At 72.1% G+C, this 25,951-nt stretch carries 31 protein-coding genes and 4 tRNA genes; 28 read left to right on the top strand and 7 right to left on the bottom strand.

Annotated features, from left to right (window positions below; genetic code table 11):
• Positions 1 to 88 precede the first annotated feature (88 nt).
• The 3 genes from ACPOLA_RS13835 (at position 89) to ACPOLA_RS13845 (ending at position 1,148) form a co-directional block, all read left to right on the top strand.
• Positions 89 to 259 carry a hypothetical protein gene (locus ACPOLA_RS13835; RefSeq protein ID WP_435771024.1) on the top strand — a complete coding sequence of 57 codons (171 nt, stop codon included), beginning with the start codon at positions 89 to 91 and terminating at the stop codon, positions 257 to 259.
• A 92-nt stretch (positions 260 to 351) separates the two neighbouring features.
• Positions 352 to 885, top strand: a complete 534-nt coding sequence (locus ACPOLA_RS13840; RefSeq protein WP_435771025.1) for a hypothetical protein — start codon at positions 352 to 354, stop codon at positions 883 to 885.
• A 56-nt stretch (positions 886 to 941) separates the two neighbouring features.
• Positions 942 to 1,148, top strand: a complete 207-nt coding sequence (locus ACPOLA_RS13845) for a hypothetical protein (RefSeq protein ID WP_435771026.1) — start codon at positions 942 to 944, stop codon at positions 1,146 to 1,148.
• Between the two features lie 20 nt (positions 1,149 to 1,168).
• On the opposite strand, the gene ACPOLA_RS13850 is transcribed toward ACPOLA_RS13845, so the two are convergent.
• From ACPOLA_RS13850 to ACPOLA_RS13865, 4 genes are all read right to left on the bottom strand, one after another.
• Positions 1,169 to 1,717 carry a DUF5994 family protein gene (locus tag ACPOLA_RS13850; protein WP_435771027.1) on the bottom strand — a complete coding sequence of 183 codons (549 nt, stop codon included), beginning with the start codon at positions 1,715 to 1,717 and terminating at the stop codon, positions 1,169 to 1,171.
• A 152-nt stretch (positions 1,718 to 1,869) separates the two neighbouring features.
• The gene (locus tag ACPOLA_RS13855) at positions 1,870 to 2,283 is read right to left on the bottom strand and encodes a hypothetical protein (protein ID WP_435771028.1); all 414 of its coding nucleotides are present in this window, start codon (positions 2,281 to 2,283) and stop codon (positions 1,870 to 1,872) included.
• A gap of 156 nt (positions 2,284 to 2,439) precedes the next feature.
• Positions 2,440 to 3,087: a hypothetical protein gene (locus ACPOLA_RS13860; protein WP_435771029.1), complete on the bottom strand. Its 648-nt coding sequence runs from the start codon at positions 3,085 to 3,087 to the stop codon at positions 2,440 to 2,442.
• A 7-nt stretch (positions 3,088 to 3,094) separates the two neighbouring features.
• On the bottom strand, positions 3,095 to 3,586 hold the full coding sequence (locus ACPOLA_RS13865) for a hypothetical protein (RefSeq protein WP_435771030.1): 492 nt from the start codon (positions 3,584 to 3,586) through the stop codon (positions 3,095 to 3,097).
• An 89-nt stretch (positions 3,587 to 3,675) separates the two neighbouring features.
• Between ACPOLA_RS13865 and ACPOLA_RS13870 the strand changes: the two genes are divergently transcribed.
• The gene (locus ACPOLA_RS13870; protein WP_435771031.1) at positions 3,676 to 4,101 is read left to right on the top strand and encodes a PadR family transcriptional regulator; all 426 of its coding nucleotides are present in this window, start codon (positions 3,676 to 3,678) and stop codon (positions 4,099 to 4,101) included.
• The gene (locus ACPOLA_RS13875; RefSeq protein WP_435771032.1) at positions 4,098 to 4,418 is read left to right on the top strand and encodes a hypothetical protein; all 321 of its coding nucleotides are present in this window, start codon (positions 4,098 to 4,100) and stop codon (positions 4,416 to 4,418) included. Before ACPOLA_RS13870 ends, ACPOLA_RS13875 begins: the two co-directional genes overlap by 4 nt.
• A 244-nt stretch (positions 4,419 to 4,662) precedes the next feature.
• On the opposite strand, the gene ACPOLA_RS13880 is transcribed toward ACPOLA_RS13875, so the two are convergent.
• The 3 genes from ACPOLA_RS13880 to ACPOLA_RS13890 all read right to left on the bottom strand — a co-directional run bounded on the left by ACPOLA_RS13880 (position 4,663) and on the right by ACPOLA_RS13890 (position 4,969).
• Positions 4,663 to 4,737, bottom strand: a tRNA-Val gene (locus ACPOLA_RS13880).
• A 14-nt stretch (positions 4,738 to 4,751) separates the two neighbouring features.
• A tRNA-Cys gene (locus tag ACPOLA_RS13885) sits at positions 4,752 to 4,825 on the bottom strand.
• A 71-nt stretch (positions 4,826 to 4,896) separates the two neighbouring features.
• Positions 4,897 to 4,969, bottom strand: a tRNA-Gly gene (locus ACPOLA_RS13890).
• 110 nt (positions 4,970 to 5,079) lie between these two features.
• Between ACPOLA_RS13890 and ACPOLA_RS13895 the strand changes: the two genes are divergently transcribed.
• From ACPOLA_RS13895 to ACPOLA_RS14005, 23 genes are all read left to right on the top strand, one after another.
• Positions 5,080 to 5,907, top strand: a complete 828-nt coding sequence (locus ACPOLA_RS13895) for an aminotransferase class IV (protein ID WP_435771033.1) — start codon at positions 5,080 to 5,082, stop codon at positions 5,905 to 5,907.
• 73 nt (positions 5,908 to 5,980) lie between these two features.
• A tRNA-Val gene (locus ACPOLA_RS13900) sits at positions 5,981 to 6,052 on the top strand.
• Between the two features lie 157 nt (positions 6,053 to 6,209).
• Positions 6,210 to 8,195, top strand: coding sequence for a threonine--tRNA ligase (gene thrS, locus ACPOLA_RS13905; protein WP_435771034.1), 1,986 nt, complete (start codon positions 6,210 to 6,212; stop codon positions 8,193 to 8,195).
• A gap of 2 nt (positions 8,196 to 8,197) precedes the next feature.
• Positions 8,198 to 9,193 (top strand): glycoside hydrolase family 25 domain-containing protein, encoded by a 996-nt coding sequence (locus ACPOLA_RS13910; protein ID WP_435771035.1) that lies wholly within the window; start codon positions 8,198 to 8,200, stop codon positions 9,191 to 9,193.
• A 52-nt stretch (positions 9,194 to 9,245) separates the two neighbouring features.
• Complete coding sequence (locus tag ACPOLA_RS13915) at positions 9,246 to 9,983, top strand: TetR/AcrR family transcriptional regulator (RefSeq protein WP_435771036.1); 738 nt, start codon at positions 9,246 to 9,248, stop codon at positions 9,981 to 9,983.
• Positions 9,984 to 9,987: 4 nt separating this feature from the next.
• Positions 9,988 to 10,518 (top strand): HIT family protein, encoded by a 531-nt coding sequence (locus ACPOLA_RS13920; protein ID WP_435771037.1) that lies wholly within the window; start codon positions 9,988 to 9,990, stop codon positions 10,516 to 10,518.
• Positions 10,519 to 10,555: 37 nt separating this feature from the next.
• The gene (gene pgsA, locus ACPOLA_RS13925; RefSeq protein WP_435771038.1) at positions 10,556 to 11,206 is read left to right on the top strand and encodes a phosphatidylinositol phosphate synthase; all 651 of its coding nucleotides are present in this window, start codon (positions 10,556 to 10,558) and stop codon (positions 11,204 to 11,206) included.
• 43 nt (positions 11,207 to 11,249) lie between these two features.
• Positions 11,250 to 12,155 (top strand): pyridoxal 5'-phosphate synthase lyase subunit PdxS, encoded by a 906-nt coding sequence (gene pdxS, locus ACPOLA_RS13930; protein WP_435771039.1) that lies wholly within the window; start codon positions 11,250 to 11,252, stop codon positions 12,153 to 12,155.
• Between the two features lie 166 nt (positions 12,156 to 12,321).
• Entirely contained in the window at positions 12,322 to 12,891 is a 570-nt protein-coding gene (locus ACPOLA_RS13935; RefSeq protein WP_435771040.1) for an alternate-type signal peptide domain-containing protein, read from the top strand.
• 40 nt (positions 12,892 to 12,931) lie between these two features.
• Positions 12,932 to 13,468, top strand: coding sequence for a signal peptidase I (locus ACPOLA_RS13940; RefSeq protein ID WP_435771076.1), 537 nt, complete (start codon positions 12,932 to 12,934; stop codon positions 13,466 to 13,468).
• Complete coding sequence (locus ACPOLA_RS13945; RefSeq protein WP_435771041.1) at positions 13,465 to 14,073, top strand: hypothetical protein; 609 nt, start codon at positions 13,465 to 13,467, stop codon at positions 14,071 to 14,073. The genes ACPOLA_RS13940 and ACPOLA_RS13945 overlap by 4 nt, the downstream gene beginning before the upstream one ends.
• Positions 14,070 to 14,744, top strand: a complete 675-nt coding sequence (locus ACPOLA_RS13950) for a SipW-dependent-type signal peptide-containing protein (RefSeq protein WP_435771042.1) — start codon at positions 14,070 to 14,072, stop codon at positions 14,742 to 14,744. The genes ACPOLA_RS13945 and ACPOLA_RS13950 overlap by 4 nt, the downstream gene beginning before the upstream one ends.
• Positions 14,741 to 15,733, top strand: coding sequence for a signal peptidase I (locus tag ACPOLA_RS13955; protein WP_435771043.1), 993 nt, complete (start codon positions 14,741 to 14,743; stop codon positions 15,731 to 15,733). The genes ACPOLA_RS13950 and ACPOLA_RS13955 overlap by 4 nt, the downstream gene beginning before the upstream one ends.
• 22 nt (positions 15,734 to 15,755) lie before the next feature.
• Positions 15,756 to 16,331: a pyridoxal 5'-phosphate synthase glutaminase subunit PdxT gene (pdxT, locus tag ACPOLA_RS13960; RefSeq protein WP_435771044.1), complete on the top strand. Its 576-nt coding sequence runs from the start codon at positions 15,756 to 15,758 to the stop codon at positions 16,329 to 16,331.
• A gap of 35 nt (positions 16,332 to 16,366) precedes the next feature.
• On the top strand, positions 16,367 to 17,146 hold the full coding sequence (locus ACPOLA_RS13965) for a YebC/PmpR family DNA-binding transcriptional regulator (RefSeq protein WP_435771045.1): 780 nt from the start codon (positions 16,367 to 16,369) through the stop codon (positions 17,144 to 17,146).
• A 90-nt stretch (positions 17,147 to 17,236) separates the two neighbouring features.
• Positions 17,237 to 17,761: a crossover junction endodeoxyribonuclease RuvC gene (ruvC, locus tag ACPOLA_RS13970; protein WP_435771046.1), complete on the top strand. Its 525-nt coding sequence runs from the start codon at positions 17,237 to 17,239 to the stop codon at positions 17,759 to 17,761.
• 10 nt (positions 17,762 to 17,771) lie between these two features.
• Positions 17,772 to 18,371: a Holliday junction branch migration protein RuvA gene (ruvA, locus tag ACPOLA_RS13975; RefSeq protein ID WP_435771047.1), complete on the top strand. Its 600-nt coding sequence runs from the start codon at positions 17,772 to 17,774 to the stop codon at positions 18,369 to 18,371.
• 2 nt (positions 18,372 to 18,373) lie between these two features.
• The gene (ruvB, locus tag ACPOLA_RS13980; RefSeq protein ID WP_435771048.1) at positions 18,374 to 19,465 is read left to right on the top strand and encodes a Holliday junction branch migration DNA helicase RuvB; all 1,092 of its coding nucleotides are present in this window, start codon (positions 18,374 to 18,376) and stop codon (positions 19,463 to 19,465) included.
• A 118-nt stretch (positions 19,466 to 19,583) separates the two neighbouring features.
• Positions 19,584 to 19,949 carry a preprotein translocase subunit YajC gene (yajC, locus tag ACPOLA_RS13985; RefSeq protein ID WP_435771049.1) on the top strand — a complete coding sequence of 122 codons (366 nt, stop codon included), beginning with the start codon at positions 19,584 to 19,586 and terminating at the stop codon, positions 19,947 to 19,949.
• A gap of 2 nt (positions 19,950 to 19,951) precedes the next feature.
• A complete protein-coding gene (secD, locus tag ACPOLA_RS13990; RefSeq protein WP_435771050.1) occupies positions 19,952 to 21,742 on the top strand; it encodes a protein translocase subunit SecD in 1,791 nt (596 codons plus the stop codon).
• A complete protein-coding gene (secF, locus tag ACPOLA_RS13995; RefSeq protein WP_435771051.1) occupies positions 21,742 to 23,010 on the top strand; it encodes a protein translocase subunit SecF in 1,269 nt (422 codons plus the stop codon). Before secD ends, secF begins: the two co-directional genes overlap by 1 nt.
• A gap of 61 nt (positions 23,011 to 23,071) precedes the next feature.
• Entirely contained in the window at positions 23,072 to 23,617 is a 546-nt protein-coding gene (locus tag ACPOLA_RS14000) for an adenine phosphoribosyltransferase (RefSeq protein ID WP_435771077.1), read from the top strand.
• 9 nt (positions 23,618 to 23,626) lie between these two features.
• A complete protein-coding gene (locus ACPOLA_RS14005; RefSeq protein WP_435771052.1) occupies positions 23,627 to 25,951 on the top strand; it encodes a RelA/SpoT family protein in 2,325 nt (774 codons plus the stop codon).

Genomic DNA, 25,951 nt, shown 5'->3' on the forward strand with positions numbered 1-25,951 from the left:
TCCTCGATCGGTCGGACCTGCGCCCAGGCGGGTCGAAACACCGGTTCCGTGCGGGACAAGGGGCGGGGGAGCAGGCAGGATTCCGCCCATGGGGAAGGACTACGGACCGTGGGTCCGACACGACTGGTGCCCGCGCTGCTCGAAGCGGACCGAGCAGACGCGCTGGCTGCACCGCCTGTTCGGCGGTCCGAGCGACCACGGCGAGCACCGGATCCAGTGCAACGAGTGCGCCAGCGACCTCACCAAGGCAGCGAGCTGAGGTTCCCGCACAAACCGTGACGGCGAATGCGGGTTGCTTTCCGGCGATCGGGTACCGAACTTGGCGTACCTGTTTCCCAGGAGGAGGCCGAGATGCACCACAAGCGCGGAAAGCACGACCTGCAGCGCGACCTGCACCAGATGGTCGACGCCGTCGCCCCCCGGGTCGAGTCCGCCGTCAACACGGTGGCCGAGAAGGCCCCGCCGCTGATCGACAAGGGCCGCACCGTCGCCAGTGACGTCGCCCACCGCGGGCGGACCGTCGCGATGGAGAAGGGCACGCTGCTCGCGGAGCGGATCCCCGACGACGTCCTCGACCGGATGCCCGACAGCGTCGTCGAGCGGATGCCCGGCAAGCGGCGGCGGGGCGGCAAGAAGAAGTTCCTGCTGCTCGGCCTGCTCGGCGCGGTCATCGCCGTCGCCGCCCGGCGCTCCGGGATGCTCGGTGGATCCGGCGGCAGCCACCAGGCCTCGACGTCCGGCTCCGCCGGCACGGGTGGCGGCACCGGCGGTGGTACGACGACCGCCGGGTCCGGCATGACCACGCCGACCAGCGAGACCCCCCAGCAGGGCGGCGACCCGTCCGACCCGCTCACCGAGCCGCACGTGAACGGCCGGATGAGCTGACACCTGCACGCGCCGCCCCGTGGCGCGGGTTCGAACGTATGTTCTAGTCTGGCGTCATGGGGGTGCGGCACGTGTGGGTGAGACCGGCGTTCGTGCCGGTCGAGCTCCCCGGCCTCGTCCTCGACTGGCGCTCGACCGACGAGGGCTGGCAGGGCCTGGTCAACTATGTCGACCGGGACGGCCGCATCGTCACCGAGTGGTTGCCCGCAGGCAACCTGCGCCCGGTCAAGTCAACGCCCCAGACCGGCTCGGCCTACGGCTGAGCCGGTCTTCGGCATGTGGGCTACTGGTTGCCGGCCGCAGTCGTCCGCCGGCCGCGCGTCCGTGGGATCCGGGCGGCCGACTCGCCACCGTCGGTGGGCCAGACGTCGTCGGGATCGGCGGCGTGGGCGTCGGTCACCGTCCGGAGCAGCTCGGTCGCCGAATGGGCGTAGCGCGGGGTCGCCGCAGCGAGGAGCGCCTCCGCCCCTTGAGCATCGTTGAAGTCGGCCGGGACCACCAGGAAGCGGAGGACGGTGCGGTCGGCGGTGGTGAGGACGATGACGTGGGTGTCGTCGTCGGGGAAGCTGCCGACCTTGAGGAACCCGTTGCGCAGCGGGATCCGGCGTGCGGGCGTGTCCCAGTCCGGCGGCGAGTAGAGCGCGCGGACGATGCGTCCGAGCTCCGGCGGGAAGCCCTCGACCAGCTGGCGGAGCTCGGCGGCGAGGTCGCGGCTGTGCGGCCACCACCCGCCGTCGAGCCGGCCGGCGCCGGGCTCGCCGCTCGTGGAGAGCCGCAGGCTCGTCGACGACGCTGCTGTGGGGGAAGGGGGCGGTGATGCGGTGACGGCCATGTCGGCCTTCCCAGTCGCCGATCGACCGCGGTGCCTGAGGAGGCGTGCTGGAGACGACTGTCCGGTCACGGTAACACCGGACGGGCGTGGAGTGAGGTTCGCGGCACGATGTCCCGGCGCGCCCGGCCCGGGGCGCGGTCGGCGGCGAGCGCTCAGTGCAGCGCGGTCATCGCCAGGACCAGCTCGCGCCGGAGGCCGGCGATCCGGCCGGCGATGAGCAGGCTCTCCACGCTCACGCCGAGGTCCTCGCCATCGGCGCTGATCGCCACCATCGGGCCGCCGAGGTCGCCCTCGTAGCTCTGCGCCCGCTGCAGCTCCGCGGTGATCCGGGCGATCCACTCCGCGAGGGACTCGTCGGGGGAGCGCGGGACGAAGATCGGCCAGACGTGGGCGAGGTGCTCGTCGCGCCACGCCTCGGGGTCCTGGCCCGCGGCGGGCTCGGCGCGGCAGGTGCACCAGGCGCTGCCGTCGGGGTCGACCGTGATCCGGTGCCCGGTCACCGTGGTCGCGGGCGTCACCCGGCGCGGCGGCGGCAGGTCGTCGGCGCGCAGCTCGGTCGGGGACATGTCGGGCAGTATCGCGCGACGCCCCCCTGCGCCGAGGTTAAATCCGGTGGCTGGGCACTGCCTCCGGCAGTCGGGCGTCTTCGACGCGGCATGCCCCGCCCACGACGGGTGTCGGGGGCGGGGCGCCGAGGGTGACCCGAGCGATGGCGCGCGAGGTCAGTCCTGCTTGCGACCCTGCTTCTTGGCCTCGGTCAGGTCGCCGAGGCGCTCGGCGTCAGCGCGAGCCTCGGCGGCCGACTGCCGCGTCTCCCGGGCGTCGTCGAGCTCGGACTTCGCGGCGCGCGCCGTACCCTTCCGGCGGGCCTCGGCGGTGGACTCCACCCGGTCCTTGCGCTGCTCGACCGTCGCCGTGCGGCTGCCGGCCCGCTGGTCGGCCGCGGCCTTCTTGGCCGACTCGGTGCGCTCGGCCTGGGCCTCGGCCTGCCGCTTGCCGCGCACCTCCGTGGCTTCGGCCTCGACGACTCCCGCGGCGGCGCGCTCCGCGGCGGCGTCGCGCTTGCGGGCAGCCTCCTGGCGCGCCGAGGCGGTCGTCTGCGCTGCCTGCTTCCGGCGCGCCTCCGCCTCCTGCTCGAGCCGAGAGGCGCCGGCCACCTTGTGCGAGCGCTCCACGCGCTCGCTGCCGCGCTGGGTGATGTCGGCGTCGCCGAGCAGCGTGCCGGCAAGCTTGTCGGCCGAGCCGATCGTCCGGTCGAGAGCGACCCGCGGCAGCGAGCTCTCGGGCAGCCGGCCGGCCACCGTCTTGTCGACGACCGTCAGGGGCAGTCGGGCGACCTTGTAGGGGAGCGTGATCAGTGTGTTCAACATGGTGTCCTCACTTCTCGGCGTCGGCGCGCAGCTGCGCGGCTCGTTGTTCGGCGGCAGCGGCCTCGCGCTCGAGACGGAGCCGCTCGGCGGCGGCCTCCCGCTCGGTGCTGCCGGCGTCCTCGGCGAGACCTGCGGCCTCGTTCAGCCGGGACTGCGCGACAGCGTCGGCCTGCTGCTCGGCGGCCGCCTCGCCCGCCGCCTCGACGGTGTCGGCCTGTCGCTCGGCGGCGGCGTGCTCGGTGGCTCGCTCCCGCTGGATGGCGGACTCGTCGCGCTGCGCTCGGGCGCGGGCCTCGCGCTTCTGCTGCGCGGCCTCCCTGTTGGCCTCGTGCATCTCCTGCGCGGCTTCCTCGCGCTTGGCGTCAGCCACCGCCTCGTCGGCGACGGCCTCCTTGCGCCGCTTCGCCTCCGCCTGCTGGATCTGTCCCTCCTCCACCAGGTCGTCCTTGCCGGTCACGGCGCCGACGGCCTCCTTGGCCTTGCCTGCGACGCTGCCCATCAGTCCCTCTCGGGCTTCCGTTGCTTTGTCGTTGGTCATGCAATTGCGGTGCCCGATCGGTGGCGGATGACTCCCCGTGATCTCGTGATATGGGTCTCCAGCAACGGTTGCGACGTGGACGACGGAGTGGTCAGGTCGCGCCTGCCGGCGCTTGCTCCGCCTATCTCGATATAGCTAGAGTAAGCGCCGTGGAGCCCTTGTCACGTGTCACCGACGCAACCGTCGATGTCCTTCGCGCGTTGCGCGAGAGTGGCCGCCACGTCTGGGGCTTGCAGGTCGTCAAGAGGTCCGGACGAGCTCCCGGCACCGTGTACCCGGTGCTCGAACGCCTGGAGCGGGCGGGGTGGATCACGTCTGCATGGGAGAGCGACGATGCGCGCCCAGGACCCCGTCGGCGTCTTTACGAGTTCACCCCTGACGGTGCGCGTGCGGCCGTCGAGCTGCTCGCCGAACGCGACGCTCGACGGACGCCACGCAAGCGCGCTGCTCCCCGAACGCACGGACGCCTCGCATGAACCGGATCTGGCGGCTGTTGATCCTCGCGGCATCGTTGCTCGTCGCTGCCGAGAGCCGCCCGCGCCTGCGCGAGCAGTGGCTCGCCGACCTGGAAGGCGCGGCAGAGGCCGGCATCGCCCCCTCGGGCGTTGCCTTCGGCGCGTTGCGCGCCGTCCCATCGATCCATCCCCACGGAGGAGCCCGCATGCCCATCAGGCCCATCGGACCACTCGCCATCGCCCTGAAGCACACGAACGCCAGCCAGCGCCAGGTGGTCATCGTCGCCGTGCTGGCGACCATGCTGCTGGCTATCGGAGTCGGGCTCCTCGTCATGTGACAGGGCCACTGCGTCCTGTCGACCGCGTGCTGGGCGACGTATCTCTCCAGCCGAGGCACTCCTTGGGGAGTGGTCGACGACGAGGGAACGGACGTGGTCGAGCCCGGGCCGTTGGCTTGAGCCTCCAGCCAGTAGGCGACACGAGCACCGGTCAGGCGGGGGAGCGTGTCCGGTACTCGGCAGAGGCCTCGGCGACGATGAGCTCGGCGAGGCACCCTCCCGCAGGTGGGGCTACTCGCAGGTGTGGTGGGCGATACTGGGTTTGAACCAGTGACCTCTTCCGTGTCAAGGAAGCGCGCTACCGCTGCGCCAATCGCCCGTGTGGAGTTGTGGTGGAGGTGGGTACGGGATTTGAACCCGTGTACACGGATTTGCAGTCCGTTGCCTCGCCTCTCGGCCAACCCACCGTGAAGGCCTGACCAGAACCGATCAGCCTGGCCTGACCTGGTCAGCCAGTGGGTCTGGCGTGGCCTCTCCGAGCGGACAACGAGACTCGAACTCGCGACCTCAACCTTGGCAAGGTTGCGCTCTACCAACTGAGCTATGTCCGCACTGCGCTTCCGGCCGTGGCCTGTGGCGCGGTGAGAACACTAACGGATCGCCTCACCAGCACCAAAACCACCCCCGGCGATCCCAGGTCGGGGCGGCCTAGGCTGGGCGCATGCGCGTGTGGATCGACGGTCAGCTGCTGCCCGACCCGACTGCCCCGGCGGTCCCGGTCACCGACCACGGTCTCACCGTCGGCGACGCGGTGTTCGAGGCGGTCAAGGTCGTCGACGGCAGGCCGTTCGCGCTCGGCCGCCACCTCGCTCGCCTCGAGCGGTCGGCCGCTGGCCTGGGTTTGGACGGCCTCGACGTCGACCACGTACGACGCGGCGTCGCGGCCGTGCTGGAGGCCGAGCACCTCCCGCTGGGCCGGCTCCGGATCACGGTGACCGGCGGCAACGCGCCGCTCGGCTCGGGTCGCGGCGACTCGCCGCTCACCTCGATCGTGGTCGCGGCCCCGATGGAGCCGGCTGCGGCGACGACGGCCGTGGTCACGGTGGAGTGGCCGCGCAACGAGCGGGGGCTGCTGGCTGGGCTCAAGACGACGTCGTACGCCGAGAACGTGGTGGCGCTCGCCAGGGCGCGGGAGCGCGGCGCGACCGAGGCGGTCTTCGCCAACCTGGCCGGCCACCTCTGCGAGGGCACCGGCTCCAACGTCTTCTACGTCGTCGACGGCGAGCTGCGCACCCCGACGCTCGCGAGCGGGTGCCTCGCCGGCGTCACCCGCGACCTCCTCCTGGAGTGGTACGGCGCCCGGGAGGTCGACGAGCCGATCGGGATCTGCGCCGCGGCCGAGGAGATCTTCCTCGTCTCCACCACGCGCGACGTGCAGGGCGTGCACCGCTGGGACGACCGTGAGCTCCCCGCACCCGGCCCGGTCACCCAGGCCGCCATGCAGGCCTGGAAGGAGCGCGAGCCCGACCTGCTCGGCCTCGACCACTGAGGGGCGCCGCCCCGATGTGAATGCCGCGGCATGTTGCGTTACAGTCTCTGACCGCGGTCGTCGAGGCCGCTCCGGGCGATTGGCGCAGTGGTAGCGCGCTTCGTTCACACCGAAGAGGTCACTGGTTCGAACCCAGTATCGCCCACCCGGACTGCACCGAGGCCGGCCCGCACGGGCCGGCCTCGGTCACGTTTTCCACCCCGCCACGCAGGTACGGCGCCCGCCCGGCCCCCTCGGTACGATCGAGGTTCCGCGCCGCCGCGGGCCATCCGGCCCGCCGACCCCCACCAGAGGAGCCCTTCGTGTCCGACATCAAGGTCGTCGTACTGTCCGCCGACGCGCGCCAGGACACGACCGTCACCACGGGCACCAAGGCGTGGGAGCTGTTCAAGGAGCAGCCGGACGTCATCGCGGCCCGCGTCCGCGGGCAGCTCCGCGACCTGTCCTACGAGCTCGCCGACGGCGACGAGGTCGAGCCGGTCGCCATGTCCAGCCAGGACGGGCTCGACATCCTCCGGCACTCCACGGCCCACGTGCTCGCGCAGGCCGTGCAGCAGCTGTTCCCGGAGGCGAAGCTCGGGATCGGCCCGCCGATCAACGACGGCTTCTACTACGACTTCGACGTGCCGACGCCGTTCGTGCCCGAGGACCTCGCGCGGCTCGAGACGGCGATGCGCAAGATCATCAAGGAGAACCAGCGGTTCTCCCGCCGGGTCACCACCGACGAGGACGCCCTCGAGGAGCTCGCCGACGAGCCGTACAAGGTCGAGCTGATCGGGCTGAAGGGCAACGCGGGGGAGGCCGCCGAGGGCGCGTCCGCCGAGGTCGGCGCCGGCGAGCTGACGATCTACGACAACCTCAACCGCAACGGCGAGGTGGCGTGGAAGGACCTGTGCCGCGGCCCCCACGTGCCCACCACCAAGCGGATCCCCGCCTTCAAGCTGATGCGCAGCGCGGCGGCGTACTGGCGCGGCGACGAGAAGAACAAGCAGCTCCAGCGGATCTACGGCACCGCCTGGCCGTCGAAGGAGGAGCTCGACGACTACCTCCACCGGCTGGAGGAGGCCGAGCGCCGCGACCACCGCAAGCTGGGTCGCGAGCTCGACCTGTTCAGCTTCCCCGACGAGATCGGCTCCGGCCTGCCCGTCTTCCACCCCAGGGGCGGGGTGATCAAGCGGGAGATGGAGGACTACGTCCGCCGGCGCCACATCGAGGAGGGCTTCGAGTACGTCGGCACGCCGCACATCGCCAAGGAGGGGCTGTTCTACACCTCCGGCCACCTGCCCTACTACGGCGAGGGGATGTTCCCGGCGCTGGACGTCGACGGCATGGACTACCGCCTCAAGGCGATGAACTGCCCCATGCACAACCTCATCTACCGCTCCCGGCAGCGCTCCTACCGGGAGCTGCCGCTGCGGCTCTTCGAGTTCGGCAGCGTCTACCGCCACGAGAAGTCGGGCGTGGTCCACGGCCTCACCCGCGTGCGCGGCTTCGCACAGGACGACTCGCACTCCTACTGCACCCCCGAGCAGGCGCCGGAGGAGGTCAAGCACCTGCTGAGCTTCATGCTCAGCGTGCTCCGCGACTTCGGTCTCGACGACTTCTACCTCGAGCTGTCGACCCGCGACGAGTCCAAGGACAAGTTCATCGGCTCCGACGAGGACTGGGCCACCGCGACGGCGGTGCTCGAGCAGGTGGCGCAGGAGACCGGGCTCGAGCTGGTCCCCGACCCCGGCGGCGCGGCGTACTACGGCCCCAAGATCTCGGTGCAGGCCCGCGACGCCATCGGCCGCACCTGGCAGATGGGCACCGTCCAGTACGACTTCAACCAGCCCTCGCCCGACCGGTTCAACCTCGAGTACGTCGCCGCCGACGGCTCCAAGCAGCAGCCGGTGATGATCCACTCGGCGAAGTTCGGGTCCATCGAGCGCTTCCTGGGCGTCCTCACCGAGCACTACGCCGGCGCCTTCCCTCCCTGGCTCGCGCCCGTGCAGGTCCAGGCGATCCCGATCGCCGAGCGTCACCACGACTACCTGTTCGACGTGGCGGCGCAGCTGCGGGCGAGGGGCATCCGGGTCGAGGTCGACGTCTCCGACGACCGGATGCAGAAGAAGATCCGCAACGCCCAGCTGCAGAAGGTGCCGTTCATGGTGATCGCCGGCGACCAGGACGTCGAGGCGGGCGCGGTGAGCTTCCGCTACCGCGACGGGCGCCAGGACAACGGCGTGCCGGTGGCGGAGGCGATCGAGCGGGTGGCCGCGGCGGTCGCTGCCCGGGAACAGGTCTGACCATGGGGGCCCGGGCCGCCGCGGTCGCCGGCGTCGTGCTTGCGCTGCTCGTCGCCGGGTGCGCCGGTGACGGCGGCAGCAGTGGCGCCGGCCCCGCCGAGCCCACGTCGGAGGCGACCACGCTGGCGGCGCCGGAGGACGTGTCCGACGGCGCGACCCCCGGCGGCGACGAGGGCGACCTCGGTGCCGACGTCGACGACCTCGCCCGACAGGCCGAGAAGGAGGCCCGGCAGCTGGGCGAGCCGAAGAGCGACATCGCGCCCCGCGACGGCGAGGTGCTCGGCGGCGACATCAGCTGGCCCCAGTGCCCGAAGGGCATGGGCATCCCCGAGAAGCAGGGGCAGGGCATGCCGATGCCGCTCCCGCAGGCGGAGTACGTCGTGATCGGCCTGACCAACGGCCCGGGGTTCACGCCCAACCCGTGCCTGGCCGACCAGGTGGCCTGGGCCAAGGAGAACGACGTGCTCGTCGCGGTGTACGCCGTGAGCAGCTTCCCCGACAGCAGGACGCTCCGGAAGTACGGCGCCGACGGCCCCTACGACGCGTCCTCCCGGCTCGGGCAGCTGAAGAACGTCGGCTACCAGCAGGCCCGCTACAACATCGGCACCATGGGCAAGGTCGGCCTGCTCAGCCCGATCATCTGGATCGACGTCGAGCCGGTGCCGGTGTTCGAGTGGAGCGACGACGTCAAGGCCAACGCCGCGGTCATCGAGGGGGTGGCCCGTGGCTACGTCGACGCCGGCTTCAAGATCGGCGTCTACTCCACGCCCAGCCTCTACGAGGCCGTGGTCGGCGACTACAGCCTCGGCGGGGTGCCCGAGTGGCGGGCCGCCGGGCAGACGTCGCGGGCCGAGGCGCGCGACCGGTGCGGTGCCGACTGGTCGATCCAGGGCGGCCAGGCGGTGATGGGCCAGTGGGTCGAGCAACGCCGCGACCAGAACATCACCTGCCCGGGCATCGCCAAGGACCTCGGCCTGTGGTTCCACCGCTTCGACTGAGGCCGGTTGGCTACCCTTCCTCGGGCCAGCGAGAGTGGAGCAGGAGCGGGTTGTGACGACGGGAGCCGGGATGCCGACCGAGGAGGGCCCCGACCTGCTCGACGGCCGCCGCCGGCGGTGGCAGGAGCACAACCAGACCAGGCGACAGGTGATCATCGACGCCGCGATCGCGGTCCTCGAGCGCCAGGCGCCGGGCGAGGAGGTCCAGGTGCAGGCCGTGGCCGACGAGGCCGCCATGAGCCGCACGGTGATCTACCGCCACTTCGCGGACCGCAGCGACCTCGACCGCGCCGTGCAGTGGCAGATCTGCGCCGACCTCGGCGGTCGCCTGCTGCCCGCGCTGTCGTACGACGGCCGGCCCGACGAGATCATCCACGGCATCGTCGAGGCGTTCGTGACGTGGGCGAGCGCACACCCGACGCTGCTCTGGTTCGCCGAGCGCGACCTGGCCGGTTGGGGACCCAGCCCGCTGGGGGAGGCGCTCGAGGTGGTCGGCTCGCAGATCGAGGGGCTGATGGAGACCGTGCTGGACCACATCGGTGTGCCGCTGACCGAGGACGACCGCGCGGGCCTCGACCCGTGGGTGTTCGGCATGATCGGGGGCGTCATGGGCGCCACCCGCCGCTGGCTGGGCCGCGCGGACCGCCGGCCCCGACCGGAGGCGTTCGTCGACTTCCTGTCCACGACGGTGTGGATGCAGATCGACGGCATGGCCCGCTCCCGGGGCATCAACCTGCCCGACCTGCCCCTCACCGAGCTGCTCCAGGCGCTCGGTCCCGCGGAGGCCTGAGCCGATGAGCGACCCCGACGGCCTGGAGCGGCTCTGGACGCCGCACCGGATGGCGTACGTGCGCGGCGACTCCGACCAGGAGCCGGTCCGGGCCGAGCCACAGCCCGCGTGTCCCTTCTGCAGGATCACGGCGGACCCCGCCACGTCGACCGACGACGAGCTGCTCGTCGTGCGGGGGGCGACGGCGTACGTCGTGCTCAACCTCTACCCGTACAACCCCGGCCACCTGATGGTCCTGCCCTACCGGCACGTCGCCGACTACGGCGATCTGGACGACGCGGAGACCGCGGAGGTCGCCGAGCTCACCAAGCAGGCACTGCGCACCATCCGCTCGGTCTCGCGGCCGCACGCCTTCAACGTCGGCATCAACCTCGGCGGTGCGGCGGGCGGGTCCCTGTCGGGCCACCTGCACCAGCACGTGGTGCCGCGCTGGTCGGGCGACGCCAACTTCATGACCGTGGTCGGCGGCACGAAGACCCTTCCGCAGCTGCTCTCGGACACCCGCGACCTGCTGGCCGCGGCCTGGCCCGGCTGACCGCCTGCGTCGGCGGTCGCTGATAGGTTCCTGACCCGTGCTGGACCGCTTCAAGGAGTTCTGGGCAGGGACCGTCCTGCACCCGTTCGTGCGCCTGTTCCTCCGGCTCGGGATCAGCCCCGACGCCGTGACGCTGGTCGGCACCATCGGCGTCGCCGCCGGTGCGCTCGCGTTCTTCCCGCGCGGCGAGCTGCTCCTCGGGGTGCTGGTGATCACCGCCTTCGTCTTCAGCGACCTCATCGACGGCCGGATGGCGCGCGAGCTCGGCCGGCAGTCGCGGTTCGGCGCGTTCTGGGACTCCACGCTCGACCGGATCGGCGACGGCGCGATCTTCGGCGGTCTCGCGCTCTACTTCGCCGGTCCCGGCGACAGCTACCTCTACCTCTGCGTCACGCTCTGGTGCCTGGTGATGGGGTCGGTGACCTCCTACGCCCGCGCCCGCGCGGAGTCGCTCGGCATGGACGCCAAGGGCGGCATCGCCGAGCGCGCCGACCGGCTCGTCTCGATCCTGGTGATGACCGGTCTCGGCGCCCTGTTCGACCTGCCGGTCCTGATGCACGTGACCCTGTGGGCGCTGGCCGTGGCGAGCACCTACACCGTCGCGTTCCGCGTCCTGAAGGTACGACGCCAGGCGCTCGCCCTCGACGCCCAGCCCGAGGCCCAGACCGAAGCCCAGCCCGACGCTTGAGCCGACGCCTGGGCCGACGCCTCCCGGGCCTAGGATCGAGGTCATGAGCGAGCAGGCTGAGTCCACTTCGGTGCACGGCACCACCCGGGTCAAGCGCGGCATGGCCGAGATGCTGAAGGGCGGCGTGATCATGGACGTCGTCACGCCCGACCAGGCCAAGATCGCCGAGGACGCCGGGGCCGTGGCCGTGATGGCGCTCGAGCGGGTCCCCGCCGACATCCGCGCCCAGGGCGGCGTGTCCCGGATGAGCGACCCCGACATGATCGACGGCATCATCGACGCGGTGTCCATCCCGGTCATGGCGAAGGCACGGATCGGCCACTTCGCCGAGGCCCAGGTGCTGCAGTCGCTCGGCGTCGACTACATCGACGAGTCCGAGGTGCTCACCCCGGCCGACTACGCCAACCACATCGACAAGTGGGCGTTCACGGTGCCCTTCGTCTGCGGCGCCACCAACCTCGGTGAGGCGCTGCGCCGGATCACCGAGGGTGCGGCCATGATCCGCTCCAAGGGCGAGGCCGGCACCGGCGACGTCTCCAACGCCGTGACCCACATGCGCACCATCCGCGGCGAGATCCGCCGGCTCGGTGCACTCGCCGACGACGAGCTCTACGTCGCCGCCAAGGAGCTCCAGGCGCCGTACGACCTGGTCGTCGAGGTGGCCCGGAGCGGCAGGCTGCCGGTCGTGCTGTTCACCGCCGGCGGCATCGCCACCCCGGCCGACGCGGCGATGATGATGCAGCTCGGTGCCGAGGGCGTCTTCGTCGGCTCCGGCATCTTCAAGTCCGGCAACCCGGCCCAGCGCGCCGAGGCGATCGTCAAGGCCACGACCTTCTACGACGACCCCGACGTGGTCGCCAAGGTCTCCCGCGGCCTCGGCGAGGCGATGGTCGGCATCAACGTCGAGGAGATCCCGCAGCCCCACCGGCTCGCCGAGCGCGGCTGGTAGCCGCAGCACGCTGTCAGCGGCCCCGCACCGTCCGGTGCGGGGCCGCGACAACTTTTGCCGATTTCGGGAACGGCCGGGTCGCAGACGTGTGACCCTGCTGGTACGGCCTGGAGGGGGCCGGCTCGGGGGAGCCTGCGTGTGGGTGCGCGCGGGAGGGAGAGCAGCCATGAGGAAGACGACGAAGGGTGCGCTGGCGGCGGGGGCCGGAGGCCTGCTGCTGCTGGGCGGGGCCGGCACGCTGGCCTACTGGAGCGACACGACGACGGTGGACGGCGGCGACATCACCACCGGTCACCTGCGGATCACGGACGCGGAGACCTGCAGCGGGTGGACGCTCGACGCCGACGAGGACGCCGCGAGCGCGGCCTTCGACCCGGCCACCGACACCCTCGTGCCGGGCGACGTGATCAGCCGGACCTGTGACGTCGTGCTGGAGGCCGCCGGAGAGCACCTGCGGGCGACGGTGACGGCCACACCCGGCACGAGCACCGACCTGTTCACCGCGACGCCGGGGCTCACCCTCGCCGTCGCCCAGGTGGCGGCGTCATCGGACGGCGGGGTGACGCCGTTCGTGACGCTCTCGCCCCAGGAGGTCACCGAGGCCAACGACGGCGACACGCTGCGGGTGACCACGACGGTCACCTTCAGTGCAGCGGCACAGGACCCGGCGACCACCCAGGACATCACCAGCGCGCTCGCCGACATCGCGCTGACGGTGACCCAGGTCCACGACTGAGCGCGGACCCGTGTCGCGCGCCCGCAGGGTCCTCGGCGTCGTGGGACGGACGCTGGTCTGGGCTGCGGTCCTAGCAGTGGCCGCGGTCCTGGTGGTGGCTGTCGCCGTGCCGCGGGTGACCGGCGCGACGCCGTACACGGTGCTCACGGGGTCGATGCGCCCCGAGCTCGCACCGGGGAGCCTGGTCGTCGTCCGGCCGGCGGAGCACGAGGAGATCGGCATCGGCGACGTCGTCACGTTCCAGCTGGAGTCGGGTGAGCGCGCGGTGGTCACCCATCGCGTTGTCGCGGTCACCGTCGACGGGCGGGGCGAGACGAGGTTCACCACGCAGGGCGACGCCAACGAGCAGCCGGACCGGGAGTCGGTGCGGGCGGTCCAGGTCCGGGGTCGGGTGTGGTACTCGGTGCCCCACCTCGGGCGCCTCAACAGCGCCCTCACCGGCGAGCAGCGCCAGCTGGCGACCTACGGCGTCGGCGGCGCCCTCGTCGTGTACGCCGGCGCGACGCTCGTCAGCGCGGCCCGCGACCGCCGCCGGGCCGGTCGCGCCCGCGCACTGGACCCGGCGGCCTCGTCATGATCCGCGCCGTGGTGCCGGTGCTGTGCGCCTTCGTCGTGACGGCGACGGCGGCCCCGGCGCGTGCGGGCGACCAGACCGCGCTGAGCTGGGACGGCAGGAGCTGGGCGACCGTCCTCTCGGAGCCGCTGTTTTCCGCGGAGCGTCGCTGGGTGCCGGGCGACGCGGACACGGCCAACTTCTACGTGCTCAACCGCGGCGCGAGCGACGCCTCGCTGACCGTGGCCGTACGGGCGGCGGCGGGGCGCCAGGCACTGGCGTCCGGCGCCGTGGTGCTCCGCGCGCGGGTGGCGGGCGGCCGCTGGGTGCCGCTCCCCAACGGTCGGGAGGGAGCACTGCCAGTCGGCACCGTCGGCCAGGGGGAGCAGGTGGGCGTCGACGTGCGCGTCTCCCTACGGGACGCCGCGACCAACCGCTCGCAGGCCCGTCGCCTGGCCCTGCACCTCCAGGTGACCCTCGTCGAGGAGTCCGCCGTCCGCAGCGGCGGCAGGGACGGCTCGTCGCTGCCGCCCGCCGGCTCGGTCGTGCCGCACTGGCTGGTGCTGCTGGGTGCAGCGCTGGTCGGCGGCGGTCTCGCGATGGCGGTGCGGCGGGAGGCGGTCCGGTGAGCCGCCGTCCGGTGCCCCGCAGGAGGGCGGACGGCCCGCGCCGCTGGTTCGGCCGCGGCCGCACGCGCGCCCTGCTGACCCTCGGCGTGCTGGCCGGACTGGCGGTCACCAGCACCACGGCGTACTGGACCGACGAGGCGACGATCGACGGCGGCACCATCTCCACGGGCACGCTCGACCTGACCGCCGGGCCGACGACCGGATCCGAGCAGCTCACCGGACCGGGACCGAACACCTGGACGTCGACCCTGCTCGCGGTCAGCAGCATGGTGCCCGGCGAGAGCGTCGCCGCCACCTTCGTGGTGCGCAACTCCGGCTCGGCGCCGCTGCGGTTCAACGCGACCGTGCGGAGCACGTCCAACGACCTGACCGCCGGCTCCACCGGGCTGCGGCTCCAGATCTACGACAACGGCACCACCGCGACCAACACCGGCACCCTCGCCGGCGCCGACCGGAGTGGGACGTGCAACGGGTCGCAGGTCTACGTCGGCTACCTCTCGACCACTGCGTCGGCCGACGTGTTCCCCTCCGACGTGGCGCTGGCTGCGACGGGTGCCACCCGCAGCCTCTGCGTCCGCGCGTGGCTCGACACCGCCGCCCCCACCAGCCTCCAGGGCAGGTCGACGTCCGTCCAGGTCACCCTCGGCGCCGAGCAGCTGGGGGCACCGTGAGCCGCGGCGCGCACGGCTCGGCGGTGGCGCGGGTCCGCAGCCGGCTGCTGACGGGCGGGGCGGTGCTCGGGACGGCGACCCTGCTGCTCGTCGGAGGCTGCCTCGCCCTCGGTCTGCGGCCGATGGTCGTGGTCTCGGGTTCGATGAGCCCGGCCATCCCAGCGGGGTCCCTCGCGCTGGCCCGGAGCACCGACGCGGGCCAGGTCGAGGTCGGCGACGTGGTCACCGTGCTGCGCGCGGACGGCAGCCGGGTGATGCACCGGGTCGTCGCAGCCGAGCCCGCCGGCGACCGGGTCGCGCTCCGGCTCAAGGGCGACGCCAACGCGACGCCGGACCCCGAGCCGTACGTCGTGGAGTCCGTAGGGGTGGTGCGCGGTCACGTCCCGCTCCTCGGGCACCCCGTCTCCTGGCTCTCCTCGCCGGGCGGGCTGCTCCTGCTCGGCGCCGGGGCCTGCGGCCTGGTCGTGTTCGCCTTCCGTCGCGACTCCCGAGTGGCGGCAGGCGGCAGGCGGGTGGCGAGGGCCGCCGCCGTGCTGCCCTGGGCACTGGCGACCGTGCTCGCCGGGACGACCGGCGCCTGGTTCACCGACGTGGGCGCGGTCACGGCCGGTCCGCTGCAGACGCACCTGGTGGCCAGCCAGGCGCAGCCCGCCTGCCAGGACGTGAACGGCCTGCTCATCCTCGGCAACATCGCCCGGGTCACGTGGGCGCAGGTCGACCGCCGCTACGAGTACCACTGGGAGCTGCGGCGTGCCGACAACGGCTTCTTGGCGGCGTCAGGGGCCGTAGGTGCCGGGGTCGCCCAGGGCGGCACGGTCACGCTCGACCTGTGGACGGGCCTCGTCGGTGTGGACACCAACTACAACGTCGTGGTGCGCGCGCGGCTCGCCAGCACCACCAGCTGGATCGCCGCCACCACCACGACCACCCCCGTGCGCCGGGCCAGCATCCTCATCCTCGGCACGGCCTTCCGGTGCGGGCACGCCTGACCCGGCCCACTACCCTCCACCCGTGCCCGCCATCGGTGTCTTCGCCCTCCAGGGCGACGTCCGCGAACACCTCCAGACCCTGACGTCGCTGGGTGCGCACGCCATCCCGGTACGCCGCCCGTCCGAGCTCGAGCGGTGCGACGCGATCGTGCTGCCCGGCGGCGAGTCCACCACGATGGCCAAGCTCGCCCGCACCTTCGACCTGCTCGACCCGCTCCGCCAGCGGATCGCCGAGGGCATGCCCGCCTTCGGCACCTGCGCCGGGATGATCCTGCTCGCCGACCGGATCGTCGACGGAGCCGAGGGCCAGCAGACCCTCGGCGGCCTCGACGTCACCGTCCGGCGCAACGCGTTCGGCCGCCAGGTCGACTCCTTCGAGGCCGACCTGCCGTTCGACGGTCTGGCCGACCCGGTGCACGCCGTCTTCATCCGCGCACCGTGGGTTGAGCGCACCGGCCCGGGCGTCGAGGTCCTGGCGGAGGCGGCGGGCCACCCGGTCGCCGTACGGCAGGGCGGGCTGCTGGCGACGTCGTTCCACCCCGAGGTCGGCGGCGACGGCCGGGTGCACCGGCTCTTCCTCGACCTCGTGCAGCGGTAAACTGCGCCGCTGTTGTCGATCGGGAAGAGGGACTCATGTCTGGCCACTCCAAGTGGGCGACCACCAAGCACAAGAAGGCGGTCATCGACGCCAAGCGCGGCAAGCTGTTCGCCAAGCTGATCAAGAACATCGAGATCGCCGCCAAGATGGGCGGACCCGACCCGGCCGGCAACCCGACGCTCTACGACGCCATCCAGAAGGCGAAGAAGCAGTCGGTGCCCAACAAGAACATCGACTCCGCGGTCAAGCGCGGCGGCGGCCTCGAGGGCGGGGGCGTCGACTACGAGACGATCATGTACGAGGTCTACGGGCCCCAGGGCGTCGCCCTGCTCGTCGAGTGCCTCACCGACAACCGCAACCGCGCCGCGATGGAGGTGCGCACCGCCGTCACCCGCAACGGCGGCACCATGGCCGACCCGGGCTCGGTGTCGCGGCTGTTCAACCGCAAGGGCGTGGTGGTCGTGCCCAAGCAGCAGGACAAGGACGGCACGACCGTCGAGGTCACCGAGGACATGGTGCTCGAGGCGACGCTCGACGCCGGGGCCGAGGAGGTCAACGACCTCGGTGAGTCCTTCGAGGTGCAGGCCGAGGCCGGCGACGTGGTCGCCGTACGCACCTCGCTGCAGGACGCCGGCATCGACTACGACTCCGCCGACGTGCAGTTCGTCGCCTCGATGGACATCCCGGTCGCGGACCCCGAGGCCGCGACGAAGGTCTTCCGGCTCGTCGACGCCGTCGACGACCTCGACGACGTGCAGAACGTGTTCACCAACGCCGACATCCCCGACGACGTGATGGAGTCGATCGACGCCTGACCCGGCGTCCCCGGGCGTGTCCGCGCCCGATCCGGACGCGCGCCGGTTAGCGTGGCTCCGAACACCTGTTCGGACGAGAGGTTGTACGACGTGCGCGTGCTCGGGATCGACCCGGGGCTGACCCGCTGCGGTATGGGCGTGGTGGACGGCTCGGTCGGCCGGCCCCTCGGGCTGGTCGACGTGGGCGTGGTCCGCACGTCCTCCCACGTCCCGGTGCCCGAGCGGCTGGTCACCATCGAGCGCGGCATCGACGCCTGGCTCGACGAGCACCGGCCCGACGCCGTGGCGGTGGAGCGGATCTTCGCCCGCTCCGACGTGAGCACGATCATGGGCACCGCCCAGGCGGCCGGGCTGGCGATGGTGTGCGCCGCCCGTCGTGGCCTGCCGATCGCGCTGCACACGCCCAGCGAGGTGAAGGCCGCCGTGTCGGGCAACGGCCGGGCCGACAAGGCGCAGGTGGGCGCCATGGTCACCCGGATCCTGCGTCTGGACGCCCCGCCGCGGCCCGCCGACGCCGCCGACGCGCTCGCCCTGGCCATCACTCACATCTGGCGCGGCGGCGCGCAGGCGCGGATCGACGCCGCGCTCGCCGCCGCCGGGAGGAAGAACCGATGAGGAGATCGCGATGATCGCGTTCGTGCGCGGCAACGTCGCTGCCCTGACCCTGTCCAGCGCGGTCGTCGAGGTGGGGGGAGTGGGCCTGGAGCTGATGTGCACGCCCGGGACGTTGGCCCAGCTCCGCACCGGACGGCAGGCCACCCTGCCCACCAGCATGGTGGTGCGCGAGGACTCACTGACCCTCTACGGCTTCGCCGACGAGGACGAGAAGGCGGTGTTCGAGCTGGTGCAGACCGCATCCGGCGTCGGCCCGAAGCTCGCCCAGGCGATGCTCGCGGTCCTGTCGCCCGACGGGGTGCGCAGTGCGATCGCCGCCGACGACGTGCGCACCCTGACGAAGGTGCCCGGCATCGGCCAGAAGGGAGCCCAGCGGATCATCCTGGAGCTCAAGGACCGGGTCGGGGCGCCGACCGCCGCGACCGCGGGCGCCGTCGCGACCGCGCCCGCCGCGTGGCGCGACCAGGTCCACCAGGGGCTCGTCGGTCTGGGCTACAACGCGAAGGACGCCGAGAAGGCCGTCGATGCGGTCGCCGACGGGGCCGACGGCACCGCTCCCGACGTCGGGGCTCTGCTCCGCGCCGCCCTCCGCACCCTGTCGAAGGCGTAGCCATGCCCTTCCACGAGGACGAGCTCGACGCGGCGGAGGACGGCCACCTCCGCTCGCTCACCGCGGCCGAGGCCGAGGGCGACGAGCGGGCGGTCGAGGCAGCGCTCCGCCCGCGGAGCCTCGACGAGGTGGTCGGTCAGGCGCGGGTGCGCGACCAGCTCGGCCTCGTCCTCGAGGCCGCCCGTCAGCGCGGACGCGCGCCCGACCACGTGCTCCTGTCCGGACCGCCGGGGCTCGGCAAGACGACGCTGTCGATGATCATCGCCCACGAGATGGGCGTCCCGCTGCGCCTCACGAGCGGCCCGGCGATCACCCACGCGGGGGACCTCGCGGCCATCCTCTCCGGCCTCAACGAGGGCGAGGTGCTGTTCGTCGACGAGATCCACCGGATGTCCCGGCCGGCCGAGGAGATGCTCTACCTCGCCATGGAGGACTTCCGGGTCGACGTCGTGATCGGGAAGGGCCCGGGCGCGACGGCGATCCCACTGGAGATCCCGCCCTTCACGCTCGTCGGCGCCACCACCCGGGCCGGTCTGCTGCCCGGCCCGTTGCGCGACCGGTTCGGCTTCACCGCGCACCTGGAGTTCTACGAGCCCGACGAGCTCGACCTGATCGTGCACCGTTCGGCAGGCCTGCTCGACGTGGCGCTCACGCCCGAGGGGTCCGCCGAGATCGCCGGCCGGTCGCGCGGAACGCCTCGGATCGCCAACCGGCTCCTGCGGCGGGTCCGCGACTACGCGCAGGTCCGGGCGGACGGCGTGGTGACCCGGGAGGTCGCCCAGGCCGCCCTCGACCTCTACGAGGTCGACCGGCTCGGGCTCGACCGCCTCGACCGCGCCGTGATCGACGTGCTCTGCCGCCGGTTCGGGGGCGGTCCCGTGGGCGTCTCCACGCTGGCCGTCGCCGTCGGTGAGGAGCGCGAGACGGTCGAGGAGGTCGCCGAGCCGTTCCTCGTGCGCAACGGCTTCCTGGCGCGCACTCCGCGCGGCCGGATCGCCACCGCCGCCGCCTGGACCCACCTCGGGCTGTCGGCGCCCGCCGTACCCGCCGACGCCGGGGACGAGACGCTGTTCGGCGACGGCCCCGTGCCCTGAGGGGACTGCGGCCCGCCGATCACGGAATGATGGGTTGGCGTGGCTACACTTGCCCGTCGGCCCGCGCCTACCCATTCTGAGCGGTGCCAGACCCCGCACTCGCTGGAGAGGTTTGTCGGTGAAGGAGCTCGTCCCGTGGCTGTGGATCGCCGCTATCGCGTTGATCTTCTGGCTGCTCATCATCCGCCCCGCGTCGAAGCGGCAGAAGGAGATCGCTGCCCTGCAGAGCTCCCTGTCCGTCGGTGACGACGTCGTCCTGACGTCCGGGGTGTTCGCCACCATCACCGAGCTCACCGACGACCACGTCGCGGCCGAGATCGCGCCGGGTGTCGTGATCCGTGTCGTCCGCGGTGCGATCGGCTCCGTACGTCGCGACGAGGTCGAGACGGCCGGCGAGGTCGACCGGACCGACCGGATCGATCCCGCCGGGCCCGCAGATCCGGCTGACCCGGCAGGTCCGTCCGGTCCGTCCGGGGAGCGCTGAGCATGGCCGCGCGCCGACCGCGCCCCGGGCGCACCCTCGTCATCTTCTTCCTCGGCCTCGCTCTCTGCTACGGCCTGGTCATCCTCGCCGGTGGCGGCGCCACCGGCTCGACCTGGAAGCCGACCCTCGGGCTGGACCTGCAGGGCGGCACCCGGATCACGCTCAGCGCGGAGGAGGAGCCGACGGCCGAGAACCTCGAGGAGGCGCGCCGGATCATCGACCAGCGGGTCAACGGCTCGGGTGTGGCCGAGGCGGCCGTCACCACCCAGGGCGACAGCAACATCGTCGTGGAGGTCCCCGGCGACACGAGCAACCGCGACGAGCTCGAGGAGACCGTCAAGCGACAGGCGCAGCTGCGCTTCCGCCTGGTCGCCTGCTCCGAGCGCAACCCGAGCGGCCCCTGCGCCGCGCCGACCGGCCTCGAGGGCGGGCTCGGCCGCGCGCCGCTCGACCTCGCCGCCGAGCCGACCGACGGCGAGAGCCCGGCCGGCGAGGAGACGGCGACCGACGCCCCCGCCGAGGACGGCGCCGAGGCGCCCGCCGAGGAGGGCACCGACGTCCCCGCCGAGGGCGGTGCCCCCACGCCGGCCGACCCGGCCGGCAACGGCAAGAAGTGGACGGTCGAGGACTCCATCGCGTGGTCGCGCAGCCCCGACCAGGAGTGGATCTCGATCTACAACGCCCACACCTGCAGCCCCGAGGGCGTGCTGCTCACCCAGGAGGGCGAGCCCGCCGACCTGCCGGACGTGCCGGAGAAGCCGCTGGTGGCCTGCGGCGAGCCCGAGGAGGGGCAGTCGCTGAAGTACCTCCTCAGCCGCTCGGTCATCGAGGGCACCGAGCTCGAGGACGCCAGCGCCGGCACGCCCCCGCAGGGCGTCGGCTGGGTCGTCAGCATCGAGATGGGCAACGACAAGGACAAGGCGATCCCGCCGGGCTCGGCCGGTGCCAGTGACGACTTCGAGGCCGTCTCGCGCGCCTTCGCCGGCACCGACGAGCAGTTCGCGATCGTGCTCGACGGCGTCGTGCTCTCAGACCCGGTGATGACCTCGGTCATCACTGACGGGCGCTCGCAGATCGAGGGCGACTTCACCGAGCAGGAGGCCATCAACCTGGCCAACAGCCTGAAGTTCGGTGCGCTCCCGATCGAGTTCGACGACGAGGGGACCTCCGTCGAGGAGATCGGCCCGTCGTTGGCCGGCAACCAGCTCTCGGCCGGCCTGCTCGCGGGCGGCATCGGGCTCGGCCTGGTCATGCTCTACTGCGTCCTCTACTACCGCGGGTTGGGCCTGGTCGTGGTGAGCTCGCTGTTCGTCGCCGCGGCGGTCACCTACGCGATGGTGCTGCTGCTCAGCGAGACGGCCGGGTTCGCGCTGACCCTTCCGGGCATCGCCGGGCTGATCATCGCGGTCGGCGTCACGGCCGACTCGTTCGTCATCTTCTTCGAGCGGATCCGCGACGAGATGCGCGAGGGCAAGTCGATGCGGGTTGCAGTCGAGACGGGCTGGGCCCGGGCGCGGGTGACCCGCGTCGCGGCCAACACCGTGCAGCTGCTCTCCGCCGCCGTGCTCTACATCTTCGCCACCGGCGCGGTGAAGGGCTTCGGGTTCGCCCTCGGCCTGACCACCCTGATCGACCTCGCGGTGCTGTTCTGGTTCACCAAGCCGATGGTGTCCTGGCTGGCGCAGTTCAAGCTCTTCAACTCCGGCCACAAGCTGTCGGGCCTCAGCAAGGAGACGCTGGGCATGGACCTGCCGACGTCGCGTCGTACCGCCACCTCGGGAGGTGACGCCTGATGGGCAGGATGTCCCGGCTCGGCAACGAGCTCTACCACGGCCGCCGGTCGATCAACTTCGTCGGCAAGCCGTGGCTGTGGTACCTGATCTCCGCCGTCCTCGTGGGCGCGGCGATGGTCACCCTGTACCTCAAGCCGCTCAACATGGGTGTGGAGTTCACGGGCGGCACGACCTTCACGGTCTCTGTCGGGGCCGGCAACGCCACCCAGGACAACGCCGACGAGCTGCGCGAGGCGGTCGGCGACGCGGCAATCGAGAACGCCGAGAACCCGACCGTGACCACGGAGGGTGACCGTGCCCTCACGTTGACCACCGAGGACCTCAGTCCGGAGCAGTCGAGCGCGGTCACCGCCGTGATCCTGGAGACGTTCCCCGACGTCGCCGAGGCCGAGATCTCCGAGCAGGACATCGGTCCGTCGTGGGGCGAGGAGGTCGCCAAGCGCGCGCTCCTCGGCATCGCGATCTTCCTCGTGCTCGTCGTCCTGTTCATCTGGGCCTACTTCCGCGAGTGGCGGATGTCCGTGGCGGCGCTGATCGCGCTGTTCCACGACATCGCCCTGACCGTCGGCGTCTACGCCCTGTCGGGCTTCCAGGTGACGCCCGCCGCGGTGACCGGTCTGCTGGCGATCCTCGGGTTCTCCCTCTACGACACCGTGGTCGTGTTCGACAAGGTCAAGGAGAACACCACCCAGCTGCGCAAGAACACCCAGTCGTACGGCGACGCGGCGAACCTGGCGGTCAACCAGACCTTGGTCCGGTCGATCAACACCTCGATCGTCGCGCTGATCCCGATCGGCGCGATCCTCTACGTCAGCGCCGTGCAGCTCGGCGCGAGCTCGCTGCAGGACCTGGCCCTCGCCCAGTTCGTCGGCATGGCGGTCGGCCTCTACTCCTCGGTCATGCTGGCGCCGCGGATCCTGGTCCACATGAAGAACCAGGAGACCGAGGTCCAGCTGCAGGCCCGGCGCGCCAAGGCGAAGCAGCGCGCGCTGGCCGACCGCTACGCCGCCGTGCCGGTGTTCAAGGACGACACTCCGGTCACCCGGCCCGGTGGCGACCTCGAGCTGGACGACGAGGTGCCCGAGGAGCTGGCGGAGGACGAGGAGGAGCCCGCCGCTCGCCGGTCCGGTCCGTCGACCTCGGCCGCCTCCGGTGCGATCGGCAAGGGCCGGGTCGCCCCGGCCCCCAGCCGGCCCGTGTCGGAGAGTCGCAGCTCCGGTCGCACGCAGCCGGTGCGCCAGTCCCGCTCCAAGCGCGGCAAGAAGTAGTCGCGGCGTGGCGGAGCAGGCCGTGACCGACCCCGTGGCCGACCCTGTGGCCGAGCGGGCGGTGGACGCGCTGACCCGGCTGGTCCGGGACGTCCCCGACTTCCCCGAGCCGGGCATCGTCTTCAAGGACATCACGCCCCTGCTCGCGGACGCCGAGGGCTTCGGCGCGGTCGTCGAGGCGCTGGCGGCCGCCGGCCGCGGCCCCGACGGTGCGCCCGTCGTGGACAAGGTGGTCGGCATGGAGGCGCGCGGCTTCATCTTCGCCGCGCCGGTGGCCCTCGCGCTGGGCGTCGGGTTCGTGCCGGTGCGCAAGAAGGGCAAGCTGCCGCACACCACCCACGAGGTCGCCTACGAGCTGGAGTACGGCGAAGCCGTGCTCGAGCTCCACCGCGACGGACTCGCTCCGGGCGACCGGGTGCTCGTCGTCGACGACGTGCTGGCGACCGGCGGCACCGCACGTGCCACCTGCGACCTGGTCCGCCGGTGCGGGGCCCACCCCGCGGCGTTCGCGGTGCTGATGGAGCTCGGCTTCCTGGCCGGCCGCGACCAGCTCGGCGGCGACGACGGCGTCCCCGTCACCGCTCTGCTGGCCGTCCCCGGCAACTAGACTCGGCCCATGAGCGAGGAACGGGCCCCCGAGCGGCCGGTTCCCGCGCGCCCGCAGCCGGTGCCGGCGGTCACCAGCGACGTCGTCGGCGGCGGTCGGAGCATGCGCGCCCGGCTGGCCCGGATGGGCAGCCGCGGACAGACGTCCAACCCGGTTCTCGAGCCGCTGTTCCGCGCGGTCCGCGCCAACCACCCGAAGGCCGACCTCGCCCTCCTCGAGCGCGCCTACGTCACCGCCGAGCGGCTGCACGGCGACCAGAAGCGCAAGAGCGGCGACCCCTACATCACCCACCCCCTGGCCGTCACCACCATCCTGGCAGGCATCGGCATGACCGAGCCGACCCTGGTGGCGGCGCTGCTGCACGACACCGTCGAGGACACGCCGTACACGCTCGACGAGTGCCGGCGCGACTTCGGCGACGAGGTGGCGCGGCTGGTCGACGGCGTGACCAAGCTCGACAAGGTCGTCTACGGCGACAACGCCCAGGCCGAGACCATCCGCAAGATGATCGTCGCGATGTCGCGCGACATCCGGGTGCTGGTCATCAAGCTCGCCGACCGGCTGCACAACATGCGGACGCTGCGCTTCGTGCCCCAGAGGAGCCAGGAGCGGACCGCGCGGGAGACGCTCGACATCTACGCTCCGCTGGCCCACCGGCTCGGCATGAACACCATCAAGTGGGAGCTGGAGGACCTGGCGTTCGCGACGCTCCACCCGAAGATCTACGACGAGATCGTGCGCCTGGTGGCCGAGCGGGCACCGTCGCGCGACTCCTTCCTCGCCGAAGTGATCACCCAGGTCGAGCGCGACCTGCGGGAGGCGAAGATCAAGGCCACGGTGACCGGCCGGCCGAAGCACTACTACTCGATCTACCAGAAGATGATCGTCGGCGGCCGGGAGTTCTCCGACATCTACGACCTGGTCGGCATCCGCATCCTCGTCGAGGAGGACCGGGACTGCTACGCCGTGCTCGGCGTCCTGCACTCGCGGTGGAACCCGGTCCTGGGCCGGTTCAAGGACTACGTCGCGATGCCGAAGTTCAACATGTACCAGTCGCTGCACACGACGGTGATCGGGCCGCAGGGCAAGCCGGTCGAGATGCAGATCCGCACCTTCGCGATGCACCGTCGCGCCGAGTACGGGGTCGCGGCGCACTGGAAGTACAAGGAGATCGGCCGCGCCGGCGGCGACACCGACAAGAAGGGCGACCCCGACGACATGTCGTGGGTCCGGCAGCTGCTGGACTGGCAGAGCGAGGTCGAGGACCCGGGGGAGTTCCTCGAGTCGCTGCGGTTCGAGATCAACCAGACCGAGACCTACGTCTTCACCCCCCGGGGCGACGTGATCGCCCTCCCGTCCGGCTCGACCCCGGTCGACTTCGCGTACGCCGTGCACACCGAGGTCGGCCACCGCACCATCGGGGCGCGGGTCAACGGCCGGCTGGTGCCGCTGGAGTCGATGCTCGAGAACGGCGACGTGGTGGAGGTCTTCACCTCCAAGGCCGAGGGGGCCGGGCCCTCGCGTGACTGGCTGGGCTTCGTGAAGTCCCAGCGCGCCCGCTCGAAGATCCGGCAGTGGTTCACCAAGGAGCGCCGCGAGGAGGCGATCGAGCGCGGCAAGGACGAGATCGCCAAGCTGATGCGCAAGGAGGGCCTGCCCCTCAAGCGGCTGCTCACCCACGACTCGCTCACGCTCGTCGCCACCTCCTTCCGGCTCGCCGACGTGTCGGCGCTCTACGCCGCCGTCGGCGAGGGCAACCTCGGCGCCCAGACCGTCGTACGCAAGGTCATCGAGCTCCACGGCGGCGACGAGGGGGCGCAGGAGGACCTGGCCGAGGCGGTCACCATCACCGGCCGCGGCCGCCGGCCCCGCCGACCCGCCAGCGGCGACGCCGGGGTGATCGTCAAGGGCACCTCCGACGTCTGGGTCAAGCTCGCCAAGTGCTGCACGCCGGTGCCCCCCGACTCGATCCTCGGGTTCGTGACGAAGGGCGGGGGCGTCTCGGTGCACCGCAAGGACTGCACCAACGCCGAGAGCCTGCTCGCGCAGCCCGAGAAGCTCGTCGACGTCGAGTGGGCACCGACCGGTCAGTCGACCTTCCTGGTGAACATCCAGGTCGAGGCCCTCGACCGCGCCCGCCTGCTCAGCGACATCACCATGGCGCTCTCCGACGTCCACGTGAACATCCTGTCCGCGAACCTCACCACCTCCCGCGACCGCGTCGCGAAGTCGCGGTTCACCTTCGAGATGGCCGACGCCAAGCACCTCGACAGCGTCCTCAACGCCGTCCGCTCCGTCCCCGGCGTCTTCGACGCCTACCGGGTCACCAGCTGA

The sequence above is a fragment of the Nocardioides proteolyticus genome, assembly GCF_051280635.3.
In the GTDB taxonomy this organism is placed as follows: domain Bacteria; phylum Actinomycetota; class Actinomycetes; order Propionibacteriales; family Nocardioidaceae; genus Nocardioides.

Excerpts from the sequence above, each read along its gene's own strand:
- ACPOLA_RS13870 (WP_435771031.1), top strand. The coding sequence starts at position 3,676 with ATGGGTCTCCAGCAACGGTTGCGACGTGGACGACGGAGTGGTCAGGTC.
- secD (WP_435771050.1), top strand. The coding sequence starts at position 19,952 with ATGGCCGCGCGCCGACCGCGCCCCGGGCGCACCCTCGTCATCTTCTTC.
- ACPOLA_RS13850 (WP_435771027.1), bottom strand. The coding sequence starts at position 1,717 with ATGGCCGTCACCGCATCACCGCCCCCTTCCCCCACAGCAGCGTCGTCG.
- ACPOLA_RS13945 (WP_435771041.1), top strand. The coding sequence starts at position 13,465 with ATGATCCGCGCCGTGGTGCCGGTGCTGTGCGCCTTCGTCGTGACGGCG.
- ACPOLA_RS13935 (WP_435771040.1), top strand. The coding sequence starts at position 12,322 with ATGAGGAAGACGACGAAGGGTGCGCTGGCGGCGGGGGCCGGAGGCCTG.
- ACPOLA_RS13860 (WP_435771029.1), bottom strand. The coding sequence starts at position 3,087 with ATGTTGAACACACTGATCACGCTCCCCTACAAGGTCGCCCGACTGCCC.
- ACPOLA_RS14005 (WP_435771052.1), top strand. The coding sequence starts at position 23,627 with ATGAGCGAGGAACGGGCCCCCGAGCGGCCGGTTCCCGCGCGCCCGCAG.
- ruvA (WP_435771047.1), top strand. The coding sequence starts at position 17,772 with ATGATCGCGTTCGTGCGCGGCAACGTCGCTGCCCTGACCCTGTCCAGC.
- ACPOLA_RS13840 (WP_435771025.1), top strand. The coding sequence starts at position 352 with ATGCACCACAAGCGCGGAAAGCACGACCTGCAGCGCGACCTGCACCAG.
- ACPOLA_RS13845 (WP_435771026.1), top strand. The coding sequence starts at position 942 with ATGGGGGTGCGGCACGTGTGGGTGAGACCGGCGTTCGTGCCGGTCGAG.
- ACPOLA_RS13965 (WP_435771045.1), top strand. The coding sequence starts at position 16,367 with ATGTCTGGCCACTCCAAGTGGGCGACCACCAAGCACAAGAAGGCGGTC.
- secF (WP_435771051.1), top strand. The coding sequence starts at position 21,742 with ATGGGCAGGATGTCCCGGCTCGGCAACGAGCTCTACCACGGCCGCCGG.
- pdxS (WP_435771039.1), top strand. The coding sequence starts at position 11,250 with ATGAGCGAGCAGGCTGAGTCCACTTCGGTGCACGGCACCACCCGGGTC.
- ACPOLA_RS13875 (WP_435771032.1), top strand. The coding sequence starts at position 4,098 with ATGAACCGGATCTGGCGGCTGTTGATCCTCGCGGCATCGTTGCTCGTC.
- ACPOLA_RS13855 (WP_435771028.1), bottom strand. The coding sequence starts at position 2,283 with ATGTCCCCGACCGAGCTGCGCGCCGACGACCTGCCGCCGCCGCGCCGG.
- ACPOLA_RS13865 (WP_435771030.1), bottom strand. The coding sequence starts at position 3,586 with ATGGGCAGCGTCGCAGGCAAGGCCAAGGAGGCCGTCGGCGCCGTGACC.
- ACPOLA_RS13835 (WP_435771024.1), top strand. The coding sequence starts at position 89 with ATGGGGAAGGACTACGGACCGTGGGTCCGACACGACTGGTGCCCGCGC.
- ACPOLA_RS13920 (WP_435771037.1), top strand. The coding sequence starts at position 9,988 with ATGAGCGACCCCGACGGCCTGGAGCGGCTCTGGACGCCGCACCGGATG.
- ruvB (WP_435771048.1), top strand. The coding sequence starts at position 18,374 with ATGCCCTTCCACGAGGACGAGCTCGACGCGGCGGAGGACGGCCACCTC.
- ACPOLA_RS13895 (WP_435771033.1), top strand. The coding sequence starts at position 5,080 with ATGCGCGTGTGGATCGACGGTCAGCTGCTGCCCGACCCGACTGCCCCG.
- ACPOLA_RS13910 (WP_435771035.1), top strand. The coding sequence starts at position 8,198 with ATGGGGGCCCGGGCCGCCGCGGTCGCCGGCGTCGTGCTTGCGCTGCTC.